Here is a 21,416-nt window from a genome sequence, read left to right on the forward strand (position 1 = left end):
TGCCATAAACAGGCGGACAACACAATCACAATCTATTGCCCCCTTAAATCACGCCAGAACCGCATCACAAATGCCCAGGCGAACAAACGAACAGCAAAAGCATAAGCAATGCCCCCGCCCCCCACACCCAACAACAGAGCCTCAACGTGCCCCAAATTTGTCAATAAACGAACCGCGACCAGTGCAACTGCGACCCATAGCGTCGTCAGAAATGGCCCGGCAAACGACTTGAAATAATCGACCATTCGCAAATCAATCAAACGGTTGACCAGTATTTGCGTAACCACGAGAAATAACACGGCAGCCACTGAAAGCACGGCGGCGATCCCATCAATACCATAGCGCACCCCCCAATAAAGCGCGGGCACAAAAACAATCAAATTTACAAGCGTCCACCGAAACGCCCAGCTTGCCTTTCCCTTGGCGAGAAAAACCGATCCCACAACTGTCCCCACAGCTTTAAGCATACCCGCTAAAATCAACAGCCTGAGTGGATTAAGAGCAGGCAACATCTCCTCGCCTTTCACCAGCAACAAAATTTCCCGTCCATAAATAAAACCACCTATTAGCGCGGGCCAGGACAAAAGGGCAATCGCAGTAATCGTGCGCGTATATCCCCGTCGCAAGGTCTGATTATTGCGCTGCACCACGGAAAAAGCCGGAAAAATCACCCGCGTCAGCACAACACTCGCCCGATTCAATGGAACCATTGTGTATTGATAGGCAAAAGCGTACAGACCAGCAGCAACTGGCCCCAGCAAAACAGGGACAAAATAGACCTTGTCCAGATTATTGTTGATATTATTGATCAGATTTGCGCCAGAAACATTGAATCCAAAAGGCAAAAGTGCCTTCAGCTTTGCCCAACTAAACGATAGCGACGGCATCCAGGCAGCGGCAATCCACAAACCGCCCAACAATGCGACCTCCCTCGTTATTGCATTCCAAACCGCACTTTTTATACCCCAACCACCAAAGAGAAGACCAATGCCGACAATTGCGGCAATCAACGCGGCGATCATTTCACTTATTGCTATGGATTGAAAACGCAAATCTCGAGCCAGAATTGCTTTCACAATGCCCGAAACAGAGGCAAGGGGAATGATCAAAGCCATGGGTTTTGCAATATCAAAAAACGCCGCAATATTCGGCGTTCTCCCCCACCAGATAATGAGAAGCCACTCACTTGCTATAAACCCGCCAAAAAGCGCAATCCCCAAAAAAAGACAGGCCCAAAAAGCAGAAGAAAAATGGATCCGCGAGGCATCTTGGTATTTTATCAGGGCGTCGTTTAGACCCAATACACCCACCATCTGAAACAAAACCAGAACGCGCTGTGCCCAGATGAAATATCCCATGTCTTCCAGATTCAGAATCCGAAAAAAAATCAGTGTCACGATGAGATGCACGCCCAACCCGCCGCCTGTCCAAAACGCACCGCGCACCGCTCGTGTTGCCAAAGACTGATTGCTCATATCCCCTACCACGAATGCATGTGATGTCCGCGCTCGGGAAACCAGATTTGATCCACCACATAGGACGTGAACACCGCAAGCCCATAGCCCACCAGCATCCCGACAAAAAAGGGCCTGCTGCGCCGATAAAGCGAAGCCCCGCCAATGCGAAGAATAATCGCTTTGGCACTCCACGCAATCAAAATAGACATCGTCGAATGCATCGCGTGTCCCACCGGCACAATCATCCCCATAGGGTGCAGGGGCCACCACGTAAAGCGATACCTCAAAAAACTCATAACACTAAAAATGAGCGCCCCAGCACCTAAAAACAAATAGCGTTCGGGTTTGTATTCAGGCACTTCTTTTAACGCTTTGACCAGAGCGTCGTACACGCGCGGCGGATACCGCGTAAATGGAAGATCGTTAAAATTATACGCACCGTATGTATAACTCAAAAAAATCGTCAGAATCACCGTCCATCCAATCCCGACGATAAGCGTCACAAGCACGACCATCAACAAACGCCCCTTTTGCTGCTGGATCAACTCGCCCAACTTTGCAATGTGAACCAGAGGCACCATAAACATCGCCTTGCTCTGGCAGCGCAGAGAAGAGAATAATGTGATTGAAGTACGCGCTCCAGCCGAATAATCTGCCGGATGAAAAAACAAATCTGTGAACCCGGCCTCGTTGATCGGCATGCTCATATACACCACGCCAGTCTCGGCAATAATGCGAGCAAGCCCAACATAAGCGATGAACAAACCCAGGGTTAACAGACACGCAAACTTCCATTCCAAACCCATCGTGTGCAACCACAACAACATGAACAACACGCTGATAACAAGCGAAATAACCGCCATGCGATGCGACATCAACTCATCCGAATCATCCACGGTATCATCGCCCCACCAGGCCTTGCGAAACACTTCTTTCAAATGCAACCGCGCCGTCCAGAAAGTCCAGAAAACCAGAGCGATAAACGCGCCGGCACTTTGCAGGCCAGCCACCGCATCGCCGGGACCTGTCTTAGCCGACAATGTGAAACCAATCCTGCGAAAAAAAGCAATCTCATTGAGATACAAAAGATGAAAGACCAGAATGGAAAACAACACATCCACATTGGCAAAATACGCAAAGCCAATCGTAAAAAAATTCACCCCTGTATGCTGTGGGGGATAAAATCGGGCAAAATAAAACCACTGCTGTCCCAACCAGATAATGGGAATACCGGGATTGAAATACGACATAATATTCCACGCCTTCACAAAAAAAATCAGGCCGCATCCGATCCAGAACAACCGATTGTACAAAATACCTTCCCGCTTTGGCGCGTCAGCCGCTGAAGCCAGTTCTACTGGCGGACCGAGCACGGGATAGGCCACGCGCTCGTGCTCAGACCACTGTTTTCGCAACATACTCGAAAGCGCGATAGACGCCAGAACAATGGCCGCAACAACACTCAACCACCAGAACAACGGCACAACCCACACATCCCAGGGAATGGACTGCCCCGCAGGCAGGCCCTCGTAAAGCCATTGCATGGCATAGCCTTCGTTGCTCGGCACCAGCCAATCGGGCAAATGCGGATGGACAAACTCCGACCATTGATTTTCGGGCGTCGCCAGATAATGCGGCACCGAAATCATGCCCAGGAAAAAACTCGTCAAACCATACGCGGGAATAGCCGCGCCCAAAAGCCCCATTGCCAGCACCACCAGCAACTCGGTCTGACACAGTGCATATCGGGGCTTTATCCAGCGCACCAGCTGATTCAGCAACACCACCAGTATGTATGTACACAACAATACCATCGGAAAATGGCTGATATTCATACGCGATGTGTGGGCGATATACTCGGCATGCGTATTCCAAAACGCAATCCACAACACCATCACCAACCCAAAAAGAACAGCCCTGAGCGTGATGCCCTCGCGCGTTGCCGCATCTGTTGCATTTGAGACTTGAACTTCGGCCATAATCCACCTTTCTCAATCACCTGCCCAACATCACCAAACTAATAACAGGAGGCAAAAGATGCAACCGCGCATCTCTCACCTCCTGTAAAGAATCTGCGAATCAACGAATCGAAGCTCGTAGTGATTTTGGGCGGTTGGGTGGGGTTCGTCTATTCGTCTATTCGTCTATTCGTCATCACGCAAATCCATCTGCCCGATTTCTGCGTCCCCACAAGCGAGACTCAAATATAACGCAGTCTGCAGCACTGCATCCCAACCGCCTGAACCCCACCGATTCAAACACCCCTATCGCACCAACCCTATCGCACGGTACAACCACCTCCAACAACCGCACCCCCACCTCTCGCAAATGCTCTATCAGTGCATTGACCAACCGCGTTGCCACGCCAAAACCCCGATGCGTGACACGCACCCCAAGCCCCACAATCACAGCCTGCATCTCATCCTGCAACCACGCCACAAACCCAATCACACAATCGCCCTGCACAGCCACAAGTGCCTGCTCCACATCTATGGAAACGCGTCTAATTGATAGCTCTATAATACATTGTGGCCCAATCAGTTCTATCAGTTCTTTAAGGGCTTTTTTATCAGAGGTTTGTGCCGAACGCACGGTTAAATTGGGTAACATCACTCTTGAACTGAGTTATTCTGTTCGCAGATATAATCGAATAAACATTCAGGAAGTACCGCGATGTTTTTTGACATAATTCATCCAAAAGTGATGACGTTGGGCATATGGATCAGAAACACAATGGGCGCAAACGCGTTCGATCTTGTCGAGCAGGGCGCGGTCTTCAAGAGCCGCACGACGCAACTCAGCCCAATCGTCCCACCGACCACGACGAATCACATCGTCTATCGCGGCGAGTGTGAAATTTTGATGGTTTAAATGACGGTGCTGCACAGCTCATTCCCCTTGCAATTTAATTTACTCTAATGTTCCGCTCCATCGTGCAACCGATGCTGAATTTCGGTGTTTGAAGCCGTCTCAAAAAACAATTCTAATGCCTCCTTCAAATTTTCTCGAGATTCAGCCACAGTTGTTCCCTGACTCGCGATATCTAACTCAGAACAGAGGGCGACGTAGCCATCACCTTCGCGTTCTATAATTGCAGTCAACTGTCTGGTCATGACAAACTCCCGTCTTCTAATTTGATCTGTTCCTCCGCAATTTCGGTCACGTTGTATTGGAATACTGAAACCTCAAACCGGCCCAATGCCTCTATGAACTCACTGCGGGATAGTCCAGCAATCTCAGCCGCTCGGCTTTGAGAAACCTCCCCCATCTCGTACCATTTCACAGCGGCAGCCAGACGCAATTCCCGGGTGAAATGATCGGGACCTTTCCGCACAGAAGAAAGCACATCTTCTGGTAGTTCAAAAGTAACCGTTACCATACCATTCTCTCCTACCGAGCCTAAAATAACTTGAGGGACCGCCTTATTTCAGTCAGGCAATCCCTCGTATTTTACCTCTCCAACAACTCAATTTCATACCCATCGGGATCATCGACAAACGCCATTTTGCGCCCTGTGGGGAATGTCTCTCGCCAATCGCCGGGCCAGATCTCGAGTCCCTTTTTCTCCAGCTCATCGCAAAAAGCGATCAAATCGGGCACCCCGATAGCGAAATGCATCAAATCTTCGGGCACATTCAACTCGTAATCATCGGAATACGTCAATTCCAACGTATGCTCGTTGCCCGGCAATTCCAGATGGCAGATCTGATTGCCCGCTGGTGACTTATCCGAACGGCTTTTTAGTACAAAACCAAAGTGATCGCAATAATACTGGATCGACTTGTCCAAATCGCTCACGCGAATGCGCGTATGAAGAAATACAGCCATGGAAAGCTCCTTTCAAAAATGAAAAAGTGCGATTGACAACTTAAATGACCACCAAAGATACACATGAATGAAACAAAGACAAGAAAAAGGCGAGGGACTGGAGGCCTGGGCAAAAAAAAACAGGTCGCGCACAAAGCGGAACCTGATTGACAAAACAGAGAGAGGAAAGTTAGACCATGGAATACGTCGATGGTGATGGGGGTTTGACCTTTTGCCTGGGCACGATACCCAGAGCGCGTTGTACTCGCCGTATGGCGATACGGTAGTGACTTTGCACCGCACTTTTTGAGATCTCTAAAAGCAGCGCGATCTCTGTAAAAGTCTTGCCCTGTGAGCGCAGCAACAAAACCTCGTACTTGCGCCCCGTCAGCACCGTCTCGATGATGTCTTTGACCTGAGCCAAACGCACGGGATCTGCCTCGCCGGGCATTAAATGGCGAATATGACACGGCGCGCCGTTTTCCTGTAAATTATCGGAAAGGCGAGCGATATCTTCTGGCGAAAAACAAATTTCGCGCACCGTGTTATAATGTATTCTTTCGCGCTTCATAGCATTTTGTAAAAATAATAAACTCCGCCGAATTTCAAAAATATGGACGCCGTAATTTAGCGGATTCAAACACACTTGGCAAGGAAAAATACCTTATTGCAAACCAAAAATAGTACACCTGCCAAAGTTGTACCCCGCCTCGCAAACATCTTGACGAAAAATAATTTATGCTTAAATAAAAAGTAAAACTCTCCCGTCGCCGTCAAACACTGGACGATTGAGCACCAATCCAAATATGGAGTTCCTTTATGCTACGTGTATGTGTCATCGGGCTGGGACCAATTGGCAACCGGCACGCTGATATTTATATAGAAAACCCACTATCCGATCTCGTGGGCGTATGCGACATCGACGAAACCCGCGCCAATGCGGCCGCACAACGCCTCGGCGTCACCGCTTTTTACAATGTTCCGAAAATGCTTGAAGAACTCAAACCCGATGTGGTAAGCGTAGCCACGGGCGGATATGAATACAGCAGCGATCACTACGCGCCCACCATACAAGCCATCGAAGCTGGCTGTCACGTCCTGGGCGAAAAACCCATCTCAAATAATATTTCCCACGGCGAAGAAATGGTCGCCAAAGCAAAAGAAATGGGCGTCTGCTATGGCATTGACCTCAACCACCGCTTTACCCCTGCTGCTCGCCTTGCAAAAAAATGGGTCGATGAAGGGCGCCTGGGCCATCTGCTCTTTATCAATATGGCGATGTGGATCATGAACCCGGCGGAAAGCTCGCCGTATTATCACCTCAAAGCACTCCACCCACACACCATCGACGTCATGCGCTATTTCTGCGGCGATATCGAAGCGGTCCACTGTTTCGCCACCAAAGCACCCGGGCGCCAAATATGGTCCACTGCGCAGTTCAACATGCGTTTTGAAAATGGCGTGGTCGGCTCACTCACGGGCAGTTATGACATCGCGCGCGGGCACCCCATGGAACGCTGCGAAGTCGCCGGCACAGGTGGCCGCTTCGTCCTCGAAGACATGTGGCACGAACTCACCCTCTATCCGGCGGGCAACCTCGAAAAAACCGTGTACACTGACCCGGCCTTTGGAGGATTTGGCGACTTTATCGACACCTTCCGCGACCGCATCGGCACATTTCTCCGACAGGTCAGCGACGGGGTTGCACCCGAAGACATCGACGGCTCGGGCGAAGAAGGACTCGCCGCGCAAAAAGTCATTGCCGCAGCCATTGAGTCGCTCGACACCGAAACCGTTGTTTACGTAAAATGAGGGACATTTATGGACAAGGTTCACATTGGCGTCATCAGCCACGCACACGGACACATCAACACATATTGCGGCCAAATGCAGCATTTTGACGATGTCGAACTCATCGCCACATGGGACGACAACACAGATCGCGGACGCGAAAATGCTGAAAAATTCGGCATGAAATTTCGCACATCCGCAGATGCCGTACTCAGCGACCCAAACATCGACACCGTTATGATCGGCATAGAGACCAATCGCCACGCAGAATACGCGATAGTGGCCGCTCAAGCGGGTAAAAACATCCTGCTACAAAAACCCATGGCCACTACCCTTGAAGATTGCGACCGCATCACCGAAGCCGTAAATAACTCGGGTGTCAAATTCAGCATGGCCTTTCAGATGCGGCAGGACCCCGTCAACCGCAAAATTAAGGAACTCGTTGACAAAGGCACAGTTGGTAATATCGCGGTTGTCCGCCGAAGACATTGCATCCCCGTACTGCTCAACCCCCACTTTGTCACTGGCGCGTCCAGATGGCACCTCGATCCCATAGCCAATATCGGAATGTACTTCGACGACGCCACCCATGCCGCAGACTGGTTCTACTGGATCTTTGGACGCCCCGTCTCAGTAATGGCCGAAATCGACAACATCGTGACAGATACAGCGCCCGACGATAACGGCGTCTCCATCTTCCGTTTTAAAACCGGCATAATGGGCATATTATTCAACGGCTCCACCACTGCCGCAGGCGTCAACACCACTGAAATTTACGGCGACGAAGGAACCCTCATCCAGGACTACGGCGACGCGCCTTCCACTTCTGCGCCGCGATCAGAAGACGCCGTACCACTCAAATACATCCGCCGAGGTGATGATCGCTGGACCGAATTCAAAATGGACATACCCAAGGGGCAGGGCGAGCGCATCGCCGCCATACCCCGTCCATTCATCAACTATATCCGTGGCCTGAGCGATGAGCGCGTCTCCCCCGAAGAGGGTCGCGTCTCCGTTGAAATGATCCTCGGCGCGTATCAATCGGCAAAAGAAGGCAGAAGAATTACATTCTAAAAGCGTGCAATGAAAGGATAACCCAATGCAACAATCCTATCCCGATCTCGACACATACAAACGGGAAGTCTTCGCCCGCGAAGACGACTTGCTCAAAAACATCATGCCCGATGCTGCCGAACAGGGTATTCCCCGAATCTCAGTCAGCCCCGAAGCCGGACAAACCCTGTATTTGCTCGCCAAAACAATCGGCGCAAAAAAAATCCTCGAATTTGGCGCGCTCGCGGGTTATTCGGGGATCTGGCTCACCCGTGCACTGCCCGAAGACGGGCAATTCATCACCCTCGAAATTGAACCCAAACACGCCGATGTCACGCGGCGCAACTACGAAAAAGCCGGGTTATCAAACCGAACAGACGTACGCCTTGGCGACGGGACAAAACTCATGGAAGACGCAGTGCAAGACGGACCATTTGACCTCATCTTCATCGACGCAGACAAAGAAAGCTATCCCAAATACCTCGACTTTTCCCTTGAAAACACGCGCCCGGGCGGCCTCATCATCGCCGACAATGCCAATGGCCACGGACATGCACACCGCGCACTATCCGAAGGGGATGGCCGCCGCGGCATACAGGACTACAACCGCCGCGTTGCCAACCACCCCAAACTCATCTCCAATATCATTCCCGTAGGCGGCTGGCTTGCCGTATCACTCGTTTTGGGCTAAATATAAGAACTGATCGCTTGACCCTACCATTGCCCTCCCATATATTTTTAAAAACTGACAGAGGTCGCGTCCATGGTCTATGAAGCCCAAATCGAAGGCATATTTATCGACCGCCAATTTGAAGAGCCGGTTGTTATGCTCAAACAAAAAGACGGCGACCACTGCGTGCCAATATGGATTCAAATGGGCGAAATGTTCTCGCTTGCTCTTCATATCGCAGGCGAAAATTTCAAACCGCCGCGTCCATTTGCACACGACTTGATCAAAACGGTTATTAAAAACCTGCAAGCCAGCGTTCAACACGCGCTCATCACAGACATTATAGACCACATCTATCGCGCGCAGTTGCATCTCATTTCCCCCGTAACCCCTCTGGAACTCGACGCACGCCCCAGCGACGCGATCTTGATGGCACTCAAATTTGACGCGCCAATCTACATTGACGAAAAAGTCATAAAAAAAAGTATCGAATTGTCCAAAAACCATCCCCCCGGACTCCTTCAGCAGAGACTTCAAAAACTGCACCCAGAAGATTTTATCAATTTTGTTCAATGAAAACATTATCCACACTCCTGTTTCTCATCCTCTTCTCTACCCAGATATCGGGTGAGATGTACAGCCATAAAGCGGAAACCCTCTTCCAGCGCGCAATTGCCCATTATATTCAAGACAAATTATCAGACGCCCGGGATGGGTTTATAGAACTCGTCGAAAAATACCCCCCCAACCAGCGCACCTCTGCCGCGAGATTCATGCTGGCAAAATCGCATTACAAATTGAAAGCGTACGATCTGGCTCTGACCGCGGCCATTGAGCTTCAACACCACTACCCGAGCAGCCGATACATCTCTGAAACCGATCTAATCATTGGCGACTGTTATTTTCACCAGCACCATATTTACAACGCCGTCACACAATATGCGCGTGTGCTCACCAGCAGCGCCGACATACACCTCAAAGCGCGTGCAGCCGACCGCCTGGGCCAATTATCTGGCAGCGAAAAACTGCCAGATAGTGAAGTCGAAAATTTGAAAACCGACTTTAATCGCGCCATCATCGACGAAGCCATTGCCTTTGGCAAAGCGCACTGGCACGTCAAACTCAGCGCTCCAGAAAAGGGCAACAAATACCTGACCCTCTTTCTCGAGCACCATCCAAATGGGCAATTCGCCGCGCTTGCGCGGCAAATCCTCATGACCCAACGCACACCGTCCCAACCCACTCCAGAACCCCAAAATGCGCGCTATAAAATTGGCGTCATCGCCCCATTGGGCACCCCAAGCGGCGAAGACCTTCGCAACGGCATCACACTCGCGAGAGACCGCAATCCCCTCGCATCTAACGACCAGGTCGAACTCATATTTGAAGACTCCGAAGGCGATCCCATTCGCGCAGCACGCGCAGCAAAGCGCCTTGTTGAAGAACGCGATGTACTCGCCATCATCGGCGCACTCACAAGCGCGGTAACCACGCCTATCGCAACTATGCTAAGTGCCCAAAAAGTGCCCCTGGTGGCCCCAACAGCCTCAGACGACGGCATTGCATCCCTCAGTCCCTATATTTTCCAGGTCAATGCAACGCCAGGCGCACAGGGCAGACACATTGCACAACACGCCGTGAATAAACAGGGTTTGCGAACGCTGGCCTCACTCGCGTCCCGAGATGATTATGGTCAGAGCATCGCCCGCGAATTTGCCATCAAAGCCGAAGACCTCGGTGCCGAAGTGCTCATTCAAGAATGGTACGAACCGGGCACCACGGATTATCGCCGCCAATTTGAACGCATACGCATCGCGGGACTGGCACTTCAAGCGCCCGACGATCTCGCTTCGGAAATTGACTCTTTAATCCTCGGCAACATACGCGTTGCCCCTCCCCCACCCGTTGTAGTTGACCCGGACACCGTGCAACTCGAAGTCGTCGAAGCCCTGGACGGCATCCTCATTGCCGGTGGTGCTGAAGACATCTTACTCATCGCCCCCCAATTTCATTCCGCCCTCGTCTCTTCCCAGGTACTCGGCAGCGATGGCTGGAACCACGATGAAGTGGCTCGCGATGGCGGGAATTACGTCGATGGCGCTATTTTTGTCGCAAAATACTACGACCAGAGCCATCTCGAATCCGTCCAAAATTTTGTCAACGCGTACCGCTCGCGCTTTGGCAAGGAACAGAATATCGTTGCTGCCCTCGGATACGACGCCATGCTATCCATCCTGCACGGTATAAACGCGGGCGGCACCACCCGAGACCGCCTGCGAGATCGCCTTGAGAGCCTCACAGATATACCCGGTGCAACCGGCCAAATATCCTTTGGCAAAGGCCATCGGGAAAATGCCTGGATGTATATGCTCACCATCCGAAATCGCAGAATAGAACCGTATAAGAAGTGAGACTGGCATACCGTTTGCTTAAGGTCTATTGCAGTAATACAACAACTTACTGTAAATTCAGACCTTTACATCGCAAATGGCCCCAATGCCAGAACACATCTTTCACATCCGCACGCTCGCATGGCACATTGTGTTCACCCTGTGCCTTCCCGCACTCCTATTCGCGCAACCGCCCGCCATCTACACCGAAAGCGAAGCCGAAGCCTATAACGACTTATTGCGCGACCTCGAAGGCATGCGTCTTGAGCTCAACCGTGTAAGTGCCAAAGACCTGCTCATTCTGCCCGGTCTCACCCCAGAACTCACCCGACAAATCATCGCCCATCGCCCCTATCGCACCCTTGCGGAACTCGCCCAGGTGCAGGGCTTATCGGCAGAGCACATTGACCTCATCGCGCCCTATCTGTCCATCGCACCCCTGCGCCCATGGCGTTTGCAATACACATCCCGCGTCTCGCGTCCTTCCAAACGCGCCAATAGCTTTGGCGACATGCGCCTCTACCAGCGCCTCGAAATCACTTCGCCCACACGTCTCTCTGCCTTTTTTCTTACAGAGCGCGACCCTGAAGAACCAACCCTTACCGATCACGCCACTGGCTATATTGCCCTGCCTTTTTCCCACGTCAACATCATCCTGGGAGACGTGCGTCCTGAATGGGGACAGGGATTGCTCTTTTCACGCCGCACACGTAGTGCAACCGGCTTGAGCTATGCACGCACCCGCAATGCCACGCGGTCAGGCAACCGCACCAGTATAGAACACGGTGCCCTGCGCGGCATTTACCTGAGCGGCTCACACACCCATTTGTTCTGGAGCCTGATGTATGGGCGAATGACATGGGATGCGACCTTTGGCGCCAACACGCGCATCTACACCAGCGGCCTTCACCACACCGAAACCTCACAAGCGCGCAAAAACGCGCTTCGCGAACGCCTCACAGGCGCAAACATAGCCATTGGCTCCTCAGAAAAACGCGTAGGATTGACAATCCTCAACACGGCCTTCAATCCAGTAGCATCTGACATAGCCAGCGAATCCGTTGTACCGCGCACTGCTCAGGCAGGCTTGTTATTCAGCCTCAACGCCCTCTACCGCACCGACCACATCGCCCTATTTGGCGAAATAGCTCATAGAGCTCTCATAACCGGCCTCGTCGCTGGCACACCTACCCTGCGTCTCCATCTCATTGGCAGACGCTATGGCGCAGATTTCCACAGCTTGCACGGCGCACCTTATGCCGCCTATAGCTCTCCCCCGAACAACGAATGGGGCGCATTCTTTGGCCTGACCTGGCGCATATCAAAACGCAAACGCATCGATATCGCCCTCGACCGTCACGGTCAGCTCAGGCCAGAGAAAAGCGCACTGCCAGAACGCGGTGCTCGCCTGCGACTCAATTTTAACTACCGCTTCAGCAGGGGGTTTTCTACGCGCCTGACCGCCGATGCCAGAAATGCGACAAATCGCGTACCCCGCCAAAGCCTTCGCCTCGCGCTCATCTACAAACGCCCCACCCGCACCATGACCGCCTGGCTCCAGCGCGCTCACGCCGGTACATCGGGAAACGCCGCCGGGCTTCGTCTTCAACTCGGCAAATCTACGGGCTTCTCCCTCGCACTATGGGCCACCCACCACAAAATCTCATCCTACAACGCGCGTATCTACGACGTCGAACCCGATGTCTGGGGTGGCATACGCCTGCTCACCCTCTCGGGAGACGGCACAAATCGCGGCCTACGCCTCACCTGGGCAACCACGCATTTCCGTCTGTCAACGCGCTACAGCCATCACCGCACCTCCTCCTGGTCGGCACAACTCGACCTCAAGCGTTAGTTATTCTCTCTTCTCCTACCCCTTATTTTTTAGTGGATAATCAAACACTTCCATGTTATTATTTCCCGATTAGAGCACAGAGAAACACGCATCCACGCCAGAAAGGAGGAAATCTCTCGTAAGTTGTTACGTCACAAGTGCTCAGTATCTCAGCAATTCAGTACAGGCACTTCACGTGCCTCATTCACCCCCATCTGGAGGAAAAACCATGAAGTATCGACATCTCCCCCTGATCCTCGCACTTTTCATTGCATGCAGCTATAGCGCGAGCGACGCGGGCCATCACCTGAAGAGCGAGCAAAATGCTAAAAAGATGGAGCCAAAACCAGCCATGATCGCCGACGCCAATCTGCGTGCGGTTGTTGCGGATTCCCTGAACATGGCCAGCGATGCGGTGATCACCACGGCTGACATGGCAAAATTGCGACGCCTTGTCGCCCAGAATGCAAACATCAGCGATTTGAGCGGACTCGAGCACGCGAAAAATTTGACAGTACTGAACCTCGGTGCTACGCGCGTGGAGAATAAGGTCGTCAACAGCAACGCTGTCTCCGACATCTCGGCACTTGCCGGCTTGAAAAAACTGAGAACACTAAACCTTACTCGCAATAATGTCTCCGACGTCTCGGCACTTGCTAAATTAACCAACCTGAGATCGCTGAATCTCAATGCGAACCGCAACGTCATGGATATTTCGGCATTGTCGGGCTTGACCAAATTGAGAACGCTGAATCTCTCTGGTAACAAAGTCTCGGATATTTCGGCAGTATCGGGGATGGCTGAGTTGAAAACCCTGAACATCGCCAACAACAAAGTTGCAGATCTCGCACCGGCCGCTGGACTGGCTAACCTGGCAACACTGAATATCAGGCGCAACGCTCTGAACGAGGCATCGATGAAGACGCATATTCCCGCCTTGACAAAAAAAGGCGTTAAGGTAAATACAGACAGCTAAATGCCTGTAATATCTCAGGCCATACACAAACGGGTTCGCTCGGTGAGGCTGGGCGAACTCGTTGTCGTTAAAAGGACATCATGAAATCAATCGCGATAATAATCATTCTCATGTTGAGTATCCAAACACACACAGAAGCATTCACACCCCCAAATCGAGACCGGATCCTAACGACCCTGAAATCCGGCCACCCGCGTCTGATGATAGATGCAAACATCCTCTCGCGCATCAAAGAGCAAATCGATCGAGATACGATCGCCGCCAAAATCTACCGCCGGGTCAAGCGAGAAACCCGGGAAATACTCGCGCAAAAACCATCGAAATACAGCATCCCGGACGGAAGGCGCCTGCTCTCCACCAGCCGTCGCGTCAAAGAGCGCGTAAGGCACCTCGCCTTTATCTATCTCATGGAAGGCGGAAAACCCTACTTAGATCGCGCCTGGGCCGAACTCGAAGCCGCGGCGCAATTCAAAGACTGGAACCCCAATCACTTTCTCGACACCGCAGAAATGACCTATGCCTTTGCCGTTGGATACGACTGGTTATACGACCATTGGACAGAAGACCAGCGTCACATCCTTCGCAACGCCATCGTTGAAAAGGGGCTCAAACCCGGCTTAAAAGGCTATCGCGAAAACGCCTGGTGGACGCGCAGTCACAACAACTGGAACCAGGTCTGCAACGGTGGGCTTGGCATGGGCGCGCTCGTCATAGCCGATAAAGAACCAGAACTCGCCAGCGAAATTCTCCACGAAGGCATCAAAGGCATTCCCCTATCGATGAATTTTTACGCCCCGGATGGCGCGGGTATCGAAGGCGTGACCTATTGGGATTATGGTGCGCGTTACAATGTGCTCTTTTTGTCCAGCCTGTTCAGCGCACTCGGCACGGATTTCGATCTCACGGCTATACCCGGGTTCAAAGAGAGCGGAGATTATCAAATTTATATTTCGGGAGCAGATCGCTACAGCTTTGACTTTGCCGATTGCGGGTTGCGGCGGGTGAGTTCTCCCATGCACTTCTGGATGGGCAAGCACTACGACATACAACACTACAGTTGGTTTCGCTACGATACGCTCAGACAATACGGCAGGGGAACAGTGCTCGATTTGCTGTGGTTCGACGACCGCGCAAAAGACTTCGACCCGAGCACCCTCCCCCTCGACAAACACTTTCGCAAAGCCGATGTCGCCACCCTGCGTTCTTCCTGGACCGATCCCCATGCCCTCGTCCTTGGCATTCAGGCCGGCGGTAATTACAACCTTGGCATGCACCGGCACCTCGATCAGGGCACGTTCATCCTCGAAGCACTTGGCGAGCGATGGGCTATCGACTCGGGCACAGAACGCGAAACCTATCAAAGACATCGCAACAAACGCCAACGGTGGGAATTTTATCGCATCCGCGCCGAAGGCCACAACACCCTCGTCTTCAACCCCGGCAATGGTCCGGACCAGAATCCCAAAGCCGAATGCCCCATCACGACCTTTAACGCTGCGCCCAATCATGCGACTGCTGTTCTCGACCTCACCGATGTTTATGCCGATAATGTGACACACGCGCAGCGCACCTTTGAGATAATAGACCGAAATCACGTCGTAATCACCGACGACATCGAAGCCAAATCCCCTTCTGAACTCTGGTGGTTCATGCACGCGAGAGCCAGTATCAAACTCGACGGTCAAACCGCCCTTCTAACGCGCAGAGGCAAACATCTCAAAGCGGAAATTTTATCGCCATCCGACGCCGTATTCACAGTCCTCGCCGCAACTCCTTTGCCCACCTCCCCCACTCCCGAACAGGCCGATAACAAGGGCCGCAGAAAACTGGCGATTCACTTCACAGACGTCACAAACCTGCAGATTAAAGTAAAACTCTCGCCAGAGGTAAGCCCATAAACCTGTGCTGTGTGCAACTTTGCTCTTTCCACGTTCTCGTTTCTTCCTTAAATTTCTCCTATCCTCTCCCTCCCCATAACAACTTCTCTTGCTATGTCCATCAAATTTCTACACGTTGCCGATACCCATATTGGCGTTGAAAACTACGGCCGTCTCGATTCGGGTACAGGCCTTCACACGCGCTTACAAGACTTTATCAAAAGCCTTCGATTTGCGTTTGAAGAAGCTATGAGAGAAGATGTCGATCTCGTCATCTTCGCCGGAGACGCCTATCGCTCGTGCGATCCCACGCCCACGCACCAGCGCGAATTTGCATCCCTCATTCACATGCTCAGTGCCCGCGAAATCCCCATCGTCATGATCACCGGCAACCACGATAGCCCCGTCTCTTATGGCAAAGCCTCATCCGTTGACATCTTTGGTACACTGGGCACTAAAGGCGTCCACATTGCCACTGAAGACCGCCTCATCCCCATTGACACAAAATCTGGACCCATTCAAGTTGCCTGCTTGCCCTGGCTACACCGCAGCCGCCTGTTGACCCAGGGCCCCTATCACAACCTGTCGCAAGAAGAAGTCGTCGAAAAACTTCAAGACCTGGGTGCCCTCCTGATTGAGCGTCTGGCCGCAAAGGTCAATCCCGATATCCCCGCCGTTCTCGTAGGCCATCTCGCTGCTGCCGACGCCACCTTGTCCGGCTCTGAACAAACCGCAATAATTGGACGCGATCCCGTTTTTCTCACCAGCACACTCGCCAATCCCGCCTTTGACTACGTCGCCCTGGGTCATATCCACAAATTTCAGGATCTCAATCTCAATGCCCAACCCCCTGTCGTATATTCTGGCAGCATTGAACGCATAGATTTTGGCGAAGAACGGGAAACCAAAGGCGTCGTCCTGGTCACAATAGAGACTCGAAATACAGGGCGGACGACATCTTACAAATTTGTAAGCACGCCAGCCCGTCCCTTTTCCACGATATCGGTTGACATCGCCCCAGACCAGGACCTTACAACAGCCATACTCAAAGCCATCGACAAACACACCTTGACCGATGCCATTGTGCGCGTCATCTACGATTTGCCCGGCGATCGCACAGATACCGTTGACCTCAAAGCCATCAAAAACGCGCTCAAAGAAGCGTTCATGATCGCCAGCATTGCGCCCAAACCCAGGGCACAAAAACACCTGCGCAGAGCCAATATTTCAGAAGACATGGGCATAAAAGACGCGCTCCACGCATATTTGCACAATCACCCCGACCTCAAAGACATCGAAAAAGACCTTCAAAATTACGGCGCGCAACTCGAAGCAGAACTCAGAGGTGGCGAATGATTCCCATAAGCCTTTCCCTGCAGAACTTTCTCAGCTACGGCGAAAACGTGCCCCCACTCGATTTTTCGGGCTTTCACGTCGCCTGCATATCCGGTCGCAATGGACACGGCAAATCCGCCTTGCTCGATGCCATCACCTGGGCACTGTGGGGAGAGGCCCGCAAATCTGGCAGTGAACGCCGTCCCAACGACGGCCTGCTGCGGATTGGCGCCACTGAAATGCGGGTCGATTTTGAATTTTTTCTCGAAAATGATCGCTATCGCATCAGCCGCAGCTTTCGCAAAACCGGCAAAAGCGCGACCACCCGCCTCGAATTTCAAATTTACTCCCCGGAAACAAACGCATACAAAACCCTCTCGGAAGAAAGTGCTGTGCGCCAAACACAGGCCAGTATTGACACCCTGTTGCGAATGACTTATGAGACCTTTATCAACTCGGCCTTTCTCCTTCAGGGCCGCGCAGACGAATTTACGCGCTGCAAAGCGAGCCAGCGAAAAGCCCTCCTCTCAGATATTCTCGGCCTATCGCATTACGATGACCTGTCTTCCCTGGCGCGAGAACACGCACGCGAGGAGGATATAGAACTTGCAACTGCTCGCGCAAAAAAAGATGATATCGCGCAGACCATTGAAAAACGCGGCGACTTTGTAGCACAGCGCGATAGCGTCAATGCACAACTCCATGCTTGTAATAGCGAATTGGAAAGCGCGGAAAATCGCCGCGAAGAACTGCGAAAAATACGCACCCAACGCGAACGCCATGAAGCTGAGCGCGAGGCGCTGCAAAAAGAAATATCGCGCATCGAATCGGACATGAAGGAACAACAAACCGTCAGTGAAAAAGCGCAACAAGACATAGCAGCCTACCGCGAAATCCTCGGCAGACGCGCCGAAATCGCAAATGCCGCCAAAAAATATCGGGCATGTCAAAAAGAAGACGCAGACCTGCAAACAAAACTACACACATTGAGGCCACTTGAAAAACGCGCAGGAGAACTCGATCAAAAAATTGCCGACCAGCGCCACGAAGTAGAACGCCGCCTTGGCGAATGGCAAATACGCATTGGGGATGCAGAGCGCGCATTGCGAGAAACAGAAGCACTCCTCTCCGATCGCGAGACCATTCAAGCACAACTCGAGGCATTGCACAAAGCCAGACAACAGGACCGCGAATGGGAAGAGATACGCGAAAACCGGGAGCGCGTTGAGCGCAATATCCGGGACCTCGAGCGACAAATAGACCGTGCGATTGAGAATATAAAAGTAGAGATCAACACCTATACACACCACAGACAACAAACCGATGCGCTGGTGGCCGAAATTGAAACGCGAGGAGAAACGCGGCAATCCCTCCGCACACAAGCTGAAGAAAACCAATCTCTTGAAGCAGAACGCGAAGAGATTCGCAACAGAGGCAGTGCCCTCAAAATTCAGATTGAAAACAACAGCGAACGCCTCGACAGCCTGTGCCAGGACCGCGAAGACATCGCCCAACAACAGCAAACTTTGCAAAATGTTCAGGATGCTTCATGTCCTCTGTGCGGCAGCGAACTCGACCAGGCCCACCGCGAAGAAGTATCGGCAAAACTCGCAAAGCAGTTGAGAGAACAACGGACGCAGATCACACAATTGGAATCGGATATTCAAAAAGCCGAAGCAGAACGCGAACAGCACAGACATCACTATCAAAAAATTAAAAACCTGCTCGCACAGCGCGAAGACATCACCCAACGCCTCGCCGAGGCCGAAGCCGCACTAAAAGAAGCCGAAAATGCCGTGCAAACCCGCGAGACATTGTCGGCCGAAATCAAAACCCTGGAAACCCAATTGCGCGAACAAACCCAGAATAGTCCGGACGCGCGCGCCCTATCCGAGGCCCGCAGTACACTTGAAAGCCTCACCTATAACCCGGCAGAACACCGCACCCTGCGCGAAAAACTCAAAACACTCGACTCTGTCGAAGCAAAAAATGCCCAACTCCGACTCGCCGCAGAACAGCGTGAAAAAGTCCTCGAGGAATTGCCCACATTTCGAGAAAAACGCGACCTCGCACAACAATGGCTGAACAAGGCCAAATACGCACCCAGCGAACAGGCAGAACGCGAGCAGGTACACCAGCGCATCCGCTCCCTGGGTTACAATGCCGAACACCACCAGCACATCTCCCGGCAACTCGCCGACCTGCAAGATGCGCCAGCGCAATACGAACGCCTTCAAGTAGCCGAACGCGACCTTGAAAATGCACAAACACAGGCCAACACCGCAAAAAATCGCCTCGCAGAACTCACAGAGCGCGACGGGCAAGCGCGACAACGCCTGACAGAAATCACCGAAGCCATCAACAGCGCCGAATCAACCCTTGAAGAAGCCAATGCTCTGGAAAACAATATTGCACAGATGCGCACCCAGCGCGACGACCTGCTCCAGCAAAATGCCGCCCTGCAATCCCAAATTGAACACTGCGATGCACTCGGCGCAGAACAAAACGCCGTAGAGGAAAAAATCAAATCCTGCGAGCGCGAGATTCGCATCTACCGCGAACTGACCACTGCATTTGGCAAAGACGGGATTCAGGCACTCATCATCGAACAGGCCATTCCAGAAATTGAAGAAGAAGCCAATCGCATTCTCACGCGCCTGACAGACAACCGCACTCAAATTGCCCTGGAATCTCTGCGCGACCTCAAAACCGGGGGGACGCGCGAAACCCTCGACATTAAAATTAGCGATGAACTCGGCGAACGCAGCTACGAACTCTATTCGGGCGGAGAAGCTTTTCGCATCGACTTTTCTATTCGCATTGCCCTGTCCAAGCTCCTATCTCGCCGCACAGGCACGCGCCTGCGCACCCTGGTCATCGACGAGGGCTTTGGCACCCAGGATGCCGAGGGACTCGATCACCTCGTGGAAGCCATCCAGGCCATCAGTGGCGATTTTGAAAAAATACTGATCATTACCCACGTCGAATCGCTCAAACAGGCATTTCCCGTGCGCATCGAAGTCAACAAATATCCCGATCTGGGATCGCGCTTTGAGGTACTCTACTAAATGCCCCAACCCGACCGACCCGCATGGCTGGAAATAAATCTATCGGCCATTGCGGACAATATTTCCGCAGTCCGTCAATTCGTATCGCCAACAACGCAGGTCATGGCCATTGTCAAAGCCAATGCCTACGGCCATGGCCTCATACCCGCCTCCAGAGCAGCCATCAAAGGCGGCGCATCTGCACTCGGCGTTGCCCTGCTGCAGGAAGGCGTTGCCCTTCGCAGCGCGGGCATCACAGCACCCGTTGTCGTACTCGCACCCACCATGCCCGAACAGGCCGACAGCATCGTTGCCCACAATCTGTCTCAAACCATCGGCCATCCCGACGCGATACCACCGCTGGAAGCCGCAGCCAAACGCCACAATACGCGCGCCCGCATACATCTCAAAGTCGATACCGGCATGGGGCGCCTTGGTTTATTATCCGACGAGGTATTCGTCTTTGCAAAAAAAATCGACCAGAATCCCCACTTATTACTCGAAGGTATCGCAACACATGTGGCATGGGAACGCGCAGAAGACATGGACAAAGCGCGCCACCAGATCAAGACATTTACCTCCTGCCTGTCCAAACTCACAGATATTTCTGTTTCCTGGCGCCACGCTGCCAACAGCGTCATGACCGTTCACATGCCCGAATCGCATTTTGACCTCGTGCGCGTGGGATTGCTCACCTATGGCATCCCCCCCACGCAAGGTGCAGGTGCCCTCTCGCTTTCTCCCGCGCTATCCATCAAAGCGCAGATCACACAGGTGCGAAACTTTTCTGCCGGCCAAACCCTCAGTTACGGCGGCACATACACAATTACGCGCCCCTCTCGCATCGCCCTCGCCCCCCTCGGGTATGCCGATGGGTACAACCGTCAGATGTCCAATAAATCTCAGGTCCTCATCTGCGGAAAACCATGCCCGGTTGTCAGCGCGATCTGCATGGACGTCATCATGATCGATGTCACCGATATACCGCCTGTTGCCGTCGGTGAAGAAGTCGTCCTGCTCGGGCAACAGGGCGACCGCAAAATTACCGTAAACGACCTCGCCCAATGGGGAAATTATATTTCACACGAAGTCGTTTCCCTTCTCGGCGCGCGTCTTCCCCGACATTATATTTCGTAAAAATTGAACATTGTTTCTGTCTCCAAATCCTGTTATCTTTAT

General features: G+C 52.3%; 19 protein-coding genes. 11 read left to right on the forward strand and 8 right to left on the reverse strand.

The window, feature by feature from the left end:
• Nucleotides 1-32: 32 nt before the first annotated feature.
• The 8 genes from OXH16_11000 to OXH16_11035 all read right to left on the reverse strand — a co-directional run bounded on the left by OXH16_11000 (nt 33) and on the right by OXH16_11035 (nt 5,835).
• Nucleotides 33-1,475, reverse strand: coding sequence for an oligosaccharide flippase family protein (locus OXH16_11000; protein ID MCY3681916.1), 1,443 nt, complete (start codon nt 1,473-1,475; stop codon nt 33-35).
• 5 nt (nt 1,476-1,480) lie between these two features.
• The gene (locus OXH16_11005) at nt 1,481-3,436 is read right to left on the reverse strand and encodes a hypothetical protein (protein MCY3681917.1); all 1,956 of its coding nucleotides are present in this window, start codon (nt 3,434-3,436) and stop codon (nt 1,481-1,483) included.
• A gap of 175 nt (nt 3,437-3,611) precedes the next feature.
• On the reverse strand, nt 3,612-4,067 hold the full coding sequence (locus OXH16_11010; GenBank protein MCY3681918.1) for a GNAT family N-acetyltransferase: 456 nt from the start codon (nt 4,065-4,067) through the stop codon (nt 3,612-3,614).
• 48 nt (nt 4,068-4,115) lie between these two features.
• A complete protein-coding gene (locus OXH16_11015; protein ID MCY3681919.1) occupies nt 4,116-4,343 on the reverse strand; it encodes a hypothetical protein in 228 nt (75 codons plus the stop codon).
• Nucleotides 4,344-4,372: 29 nt separating this feature from the next.
• Nucleotides 4,373-4,570, reverse strand: a complete 198-nt coding sequence (locus tag OXH16_11020; protein ID MCY3681920.1) for a type II toxin-antitoxin system HicB family antitoxin — start codon at nt 4,568-4,570, stop codon at nt 4,373-4,375.
• The gene (locus OXH16_11025) at nt 4,567-4,836 is read right to left on the reverse strand and encodes a UPF0175 family protein (protein ID MCY3681921.1); all 270 of its coding nucleotides are present in this window, start codon (nt 4,834-4,836) and stop codon (nt 4,567-4,569) included. Before OXH16_11025 ends, OXH16_11020 begins: the two co-directional genes overlap by 4 nt.
• Nucleotides 4,837-4,907: 71 nt before the next feature.
• On the reverse strand, nt 4,908-5,285 hold the full coding sequence (locus OXH16_11030) for a VOC family protein (protein MCY3681922.1): 378 nt from the start codon (nt 5,283-5,285) through the stop codon (nt 4,908-4,910).
• Nucleotides 5,286-5,454: 169 nt separating this feature from the next.
• Complete coding sequence (locus OXH16_11035; GenBank protein ID MCY3681923.1) at nt 5,455-5,835, reverse strand: hypothetical protein; 381 nt, start codon at nt 5,833-5,835, stop codon at nt 5,455-5,457.
• A 248-nt stretch (nt 5,836-6,083) separates the two neighbouring features.
• On the opposite strand from OXH16_11035, the gene OXH16_11040 reads away from it, so the two are divergent.
• The 11 genes from OXH16_11040 (at nt 6,084) to alr (ending at nt 21,374) form a co-directional block, all read left to right on the forward strand.
• Nucleotides 6,084-7,076: a Gfo/Idh/MocA family oxidoreductase gene (locus tag OXH16_11040; GenBank protein ID MCY3681924.1), complete on the forward strand. Its 993-nt coding sequence runs from the start codon at nt 6,084-6,086 to the stop codon at nt 7,074-7,076.
• Nucleotides 7,077-7,085: 9 nt separating this feature from the next.
• Nucleotides 7,086-8,129 (forward strand): Gfo/Idh/MocA family oxidoreductase, encoded by a 1,044-nt coding sequence (locus OXH16_11045; GenBank protein MCY3681925.1) that lies wholly within the window; start codon nt 7,086-7,088, stop codon nt 8,127-8,129.
• 25 nt (nt 8,130-8,154) lie between these two features.
• Nucleotides 8,155-8,799 carry an O-methyltransferase gene (locus OXH16_11050; GenBank protein MCY3681926.1) on the forward strand — a complete coding sequence of 215 codons (645 nt, stop codon included), beginning with the start codon at nt 8,155-8,157 and terminating at the stop codon, nt 8,797-8,799.
• Nucleotides 8,800-8,871: 72 nt separating this feature from the next.
• Entirely contained in the window at nt 8,872-9,354 is a 483-nt protein-coding gene (locus OXH16_11055; protein ID MCY3681927.1) for a bifunctional nuclease family protein, read from the forward strand.
• On the forward strand, nt 9,351-11,189 hold the full coding sequence (locus OXH16_11060) for an ABC transporter substrate-binding protein (protein ID MCY3681928.1): 1,839 nt from the start codon (nt 9,351-9,353) through the stop codon (nt 11,187-11,189). The genes OXH16_11055 and OXH16_11060 overlap by 4 nt, the downstream gene beginning before the upstream one ends.
• 85 nt (nt 11,190-11,274) lie before the next feature.
• Nucleotides 11,275-13,023, forward strand: coding sequence for a helix-hairpin-helix domain-containing protein (locus OXH16_11065; protein ID MCY3681929.1), 1,749 nt, complete (start codon nt 11,275-11,277; stop codon nt 13,021-13,023).
• A 208-nt stretch (nt 13,024-13,231) separates the two neighbouring features.
• Nucleotides 13,232-13,978 carry a leucine-rich repeat domain-containing protein gene (locus tag OXH16_11070; GenBank protein ID MCY3681930.1) on the forward strand — a complete coding sequence of 249 codons (747 nt, stop codon included), beginning with the start codon at nt 13,232-13,234 and terminating at the stop codon, nt 13,976-13,978.
• A gap of 80 nt (nt 13,979-14,058) precedes the next feature.
• Nucleotides 14,059-15,876, forward strand: coding sequence for a heparinase II/III family protein (locus tag OXH16_11075; GenBank protein MCY3681931.1), 1,818 nt, complete (start codon nt 14,059-14,061; stop codon nt 15,874-15,876).
• Nucleotides 15,877-15,969: 93 nt separating this feature from the next.
• Nucleotides 15,970-17,211, forward strand: coding sequence for an exonuclease SbcCD subunit D (locus OXH16_11080; GenBank protein MCY3681932.1), 1,242 nt, complete (start codon nt 15,970-15,972; stop codon nt 17,209-17,211).
• The gene (locus tag OXH16_11085; protein MCY3681933.1) at nt 17,208-20,258 is read left to right on the forward strand and encodes an SMC family ATPase; all 3,051 of its coding nucleotides are present in this window, start codon (nt 17,208-17,210) and stop codon (nt 20,256-20,258) included. Before OXH16_11080 ends, OXH16_11085 begins: the two co-directional genes overlap by 4 nt.
• A complete protein-coding gene (gene alr, locus OXH16_11090; GenBank protein MCY3681934.1) occupies nt 20,259-21,374 on the forward strand; it encodes an alanine racemase in 1,116 nt (371 codons plus the stop codon). It abuts the gene before it with no gap.
• Nucleotides 21,375-21,416: the final 42 nt, after the last annotated feature.

The organism is Gemmatimonadota bacterium (assembly GCA_026705765.1).
Lineage (GTDB): Bacteria > Latescibacterota > UBA2968 > UBA2968 > UBA2968 > VXRD01.

Coding starts and splice junctions, on each gene's coding strand:
- alr (MCY3681934.1), top strand. CDS start 20,259: ATGCCCCAACCCGACCGACCCGCATGGCTGGAAATAAATCTATCGGCC.
- OXH16_11050 (MCY3681926.1), top strand. CDS start 8,155: ATGCAACAATCCTATCCCGATCTCGACACATACAAACGGGAAGTCTTC.
- OXH16_11055 (MCY3681927.1), top strand. CDS start 8,872: ATGGTCTATGAAGCCCAAATCGAAGGCATATTTATCGACCGCCAATTT.
- OXH16_11000 (MCY3681916.1), bottom strand. CDS start 1,475: ATGAGCAATCAGTCTTTGGCAACACGAGCGGTGCGCGGTGCGTTTTGG.
- OXH16_11085 (MCY3681933.1), top strand. CDS start 17,208: ATGATTCCCATAAGCCTTTCCCTGCAGAACTTTCTCAGCTACGGCGAA.
- OXH16_11010 (MCY3681918.1), bottom strand. CDS start 4,067: ATGTTACCCAATTTAACCGTGCGTTCGGCACAAACCTCTGATAAAAAA.
- OXH16_11060 (MCY3681928.1), top strand. CDS start 9,351: ATGAAAACATTATCCACACTCCTGTTTCTCATCCTCTTCTCTACCCAG.
- OXH16_11040 (MCY3681924.1), top strand. CDS start 6,084: ATGCTACGTGTATGTGTCATCGGGCTGGGACCAATTGGCAACCGGCAC.
- OXH16_11080 (MCY3681932.1), top strand. CDS start 15,970: ATGTCCATCAAATTTCTACACGTTGCCGATACCCATATTGGCGTTGAA.
- OXH16_11025 (MCY3681921.1), bottom strand. CDS start 4,836: ATGGTAACGGTTACTTTTGAACTACCAGAAGATGTGCTTTCTTCTGTG.
- OXH16_11035 (MCY3681923.1), bottom strand. CDS start 5,835: ATGAAGCGCGAAAGAATACATTATAACACGGTGCGCGAAATTTGTTTT.
- OXH16_11005 (MCY3681917.1), bottom strand. CDS start 3,436: ATGGCCGAAGTTCAAGTCTCAAATGCAACAGATGCGGCAACGCGCGAG.
- OXH16_11075 (MCY3681931.1), top strand. CDS start 14,059: ATGAAATCAATCGCGATAATAATCATTCTCATGTTGAGTATCCAAACA.
- OXH16_11045 (MCY3681925.1), top strand. CDS start 7,086: ATGGACAAGGTTCACATTGGCGTCATCAGCCACGCACACGGACACATC.
- OXH16_11070 (MCY3681930.1), top strand. CDS start 13,232: ATGAAGTATCGACATCTCCCCCTGATCCTCGCACTTTTCATTGCATGC.
- OXH16_11065 (MCY3681929.1), top strand. CDS start 11,275: ATGCCAGAACACATCTTTCACATCCGCACGCTCGCATGGCACATTGTG.
- OXH16_11020 (MCY3681920.1), bottom strand. CDS start 4,570: ATGACCAGACAGTTGACTGCAATTATAGAACGCGAAGGTGATGGCTAC.
- OXH16_11030 (MCY3681922.1), bottom strand. CDS start 5,285: ATGGCTGTATTTCTTCATACGCGCATTCGCGTGAGCGATTTGGACAAG.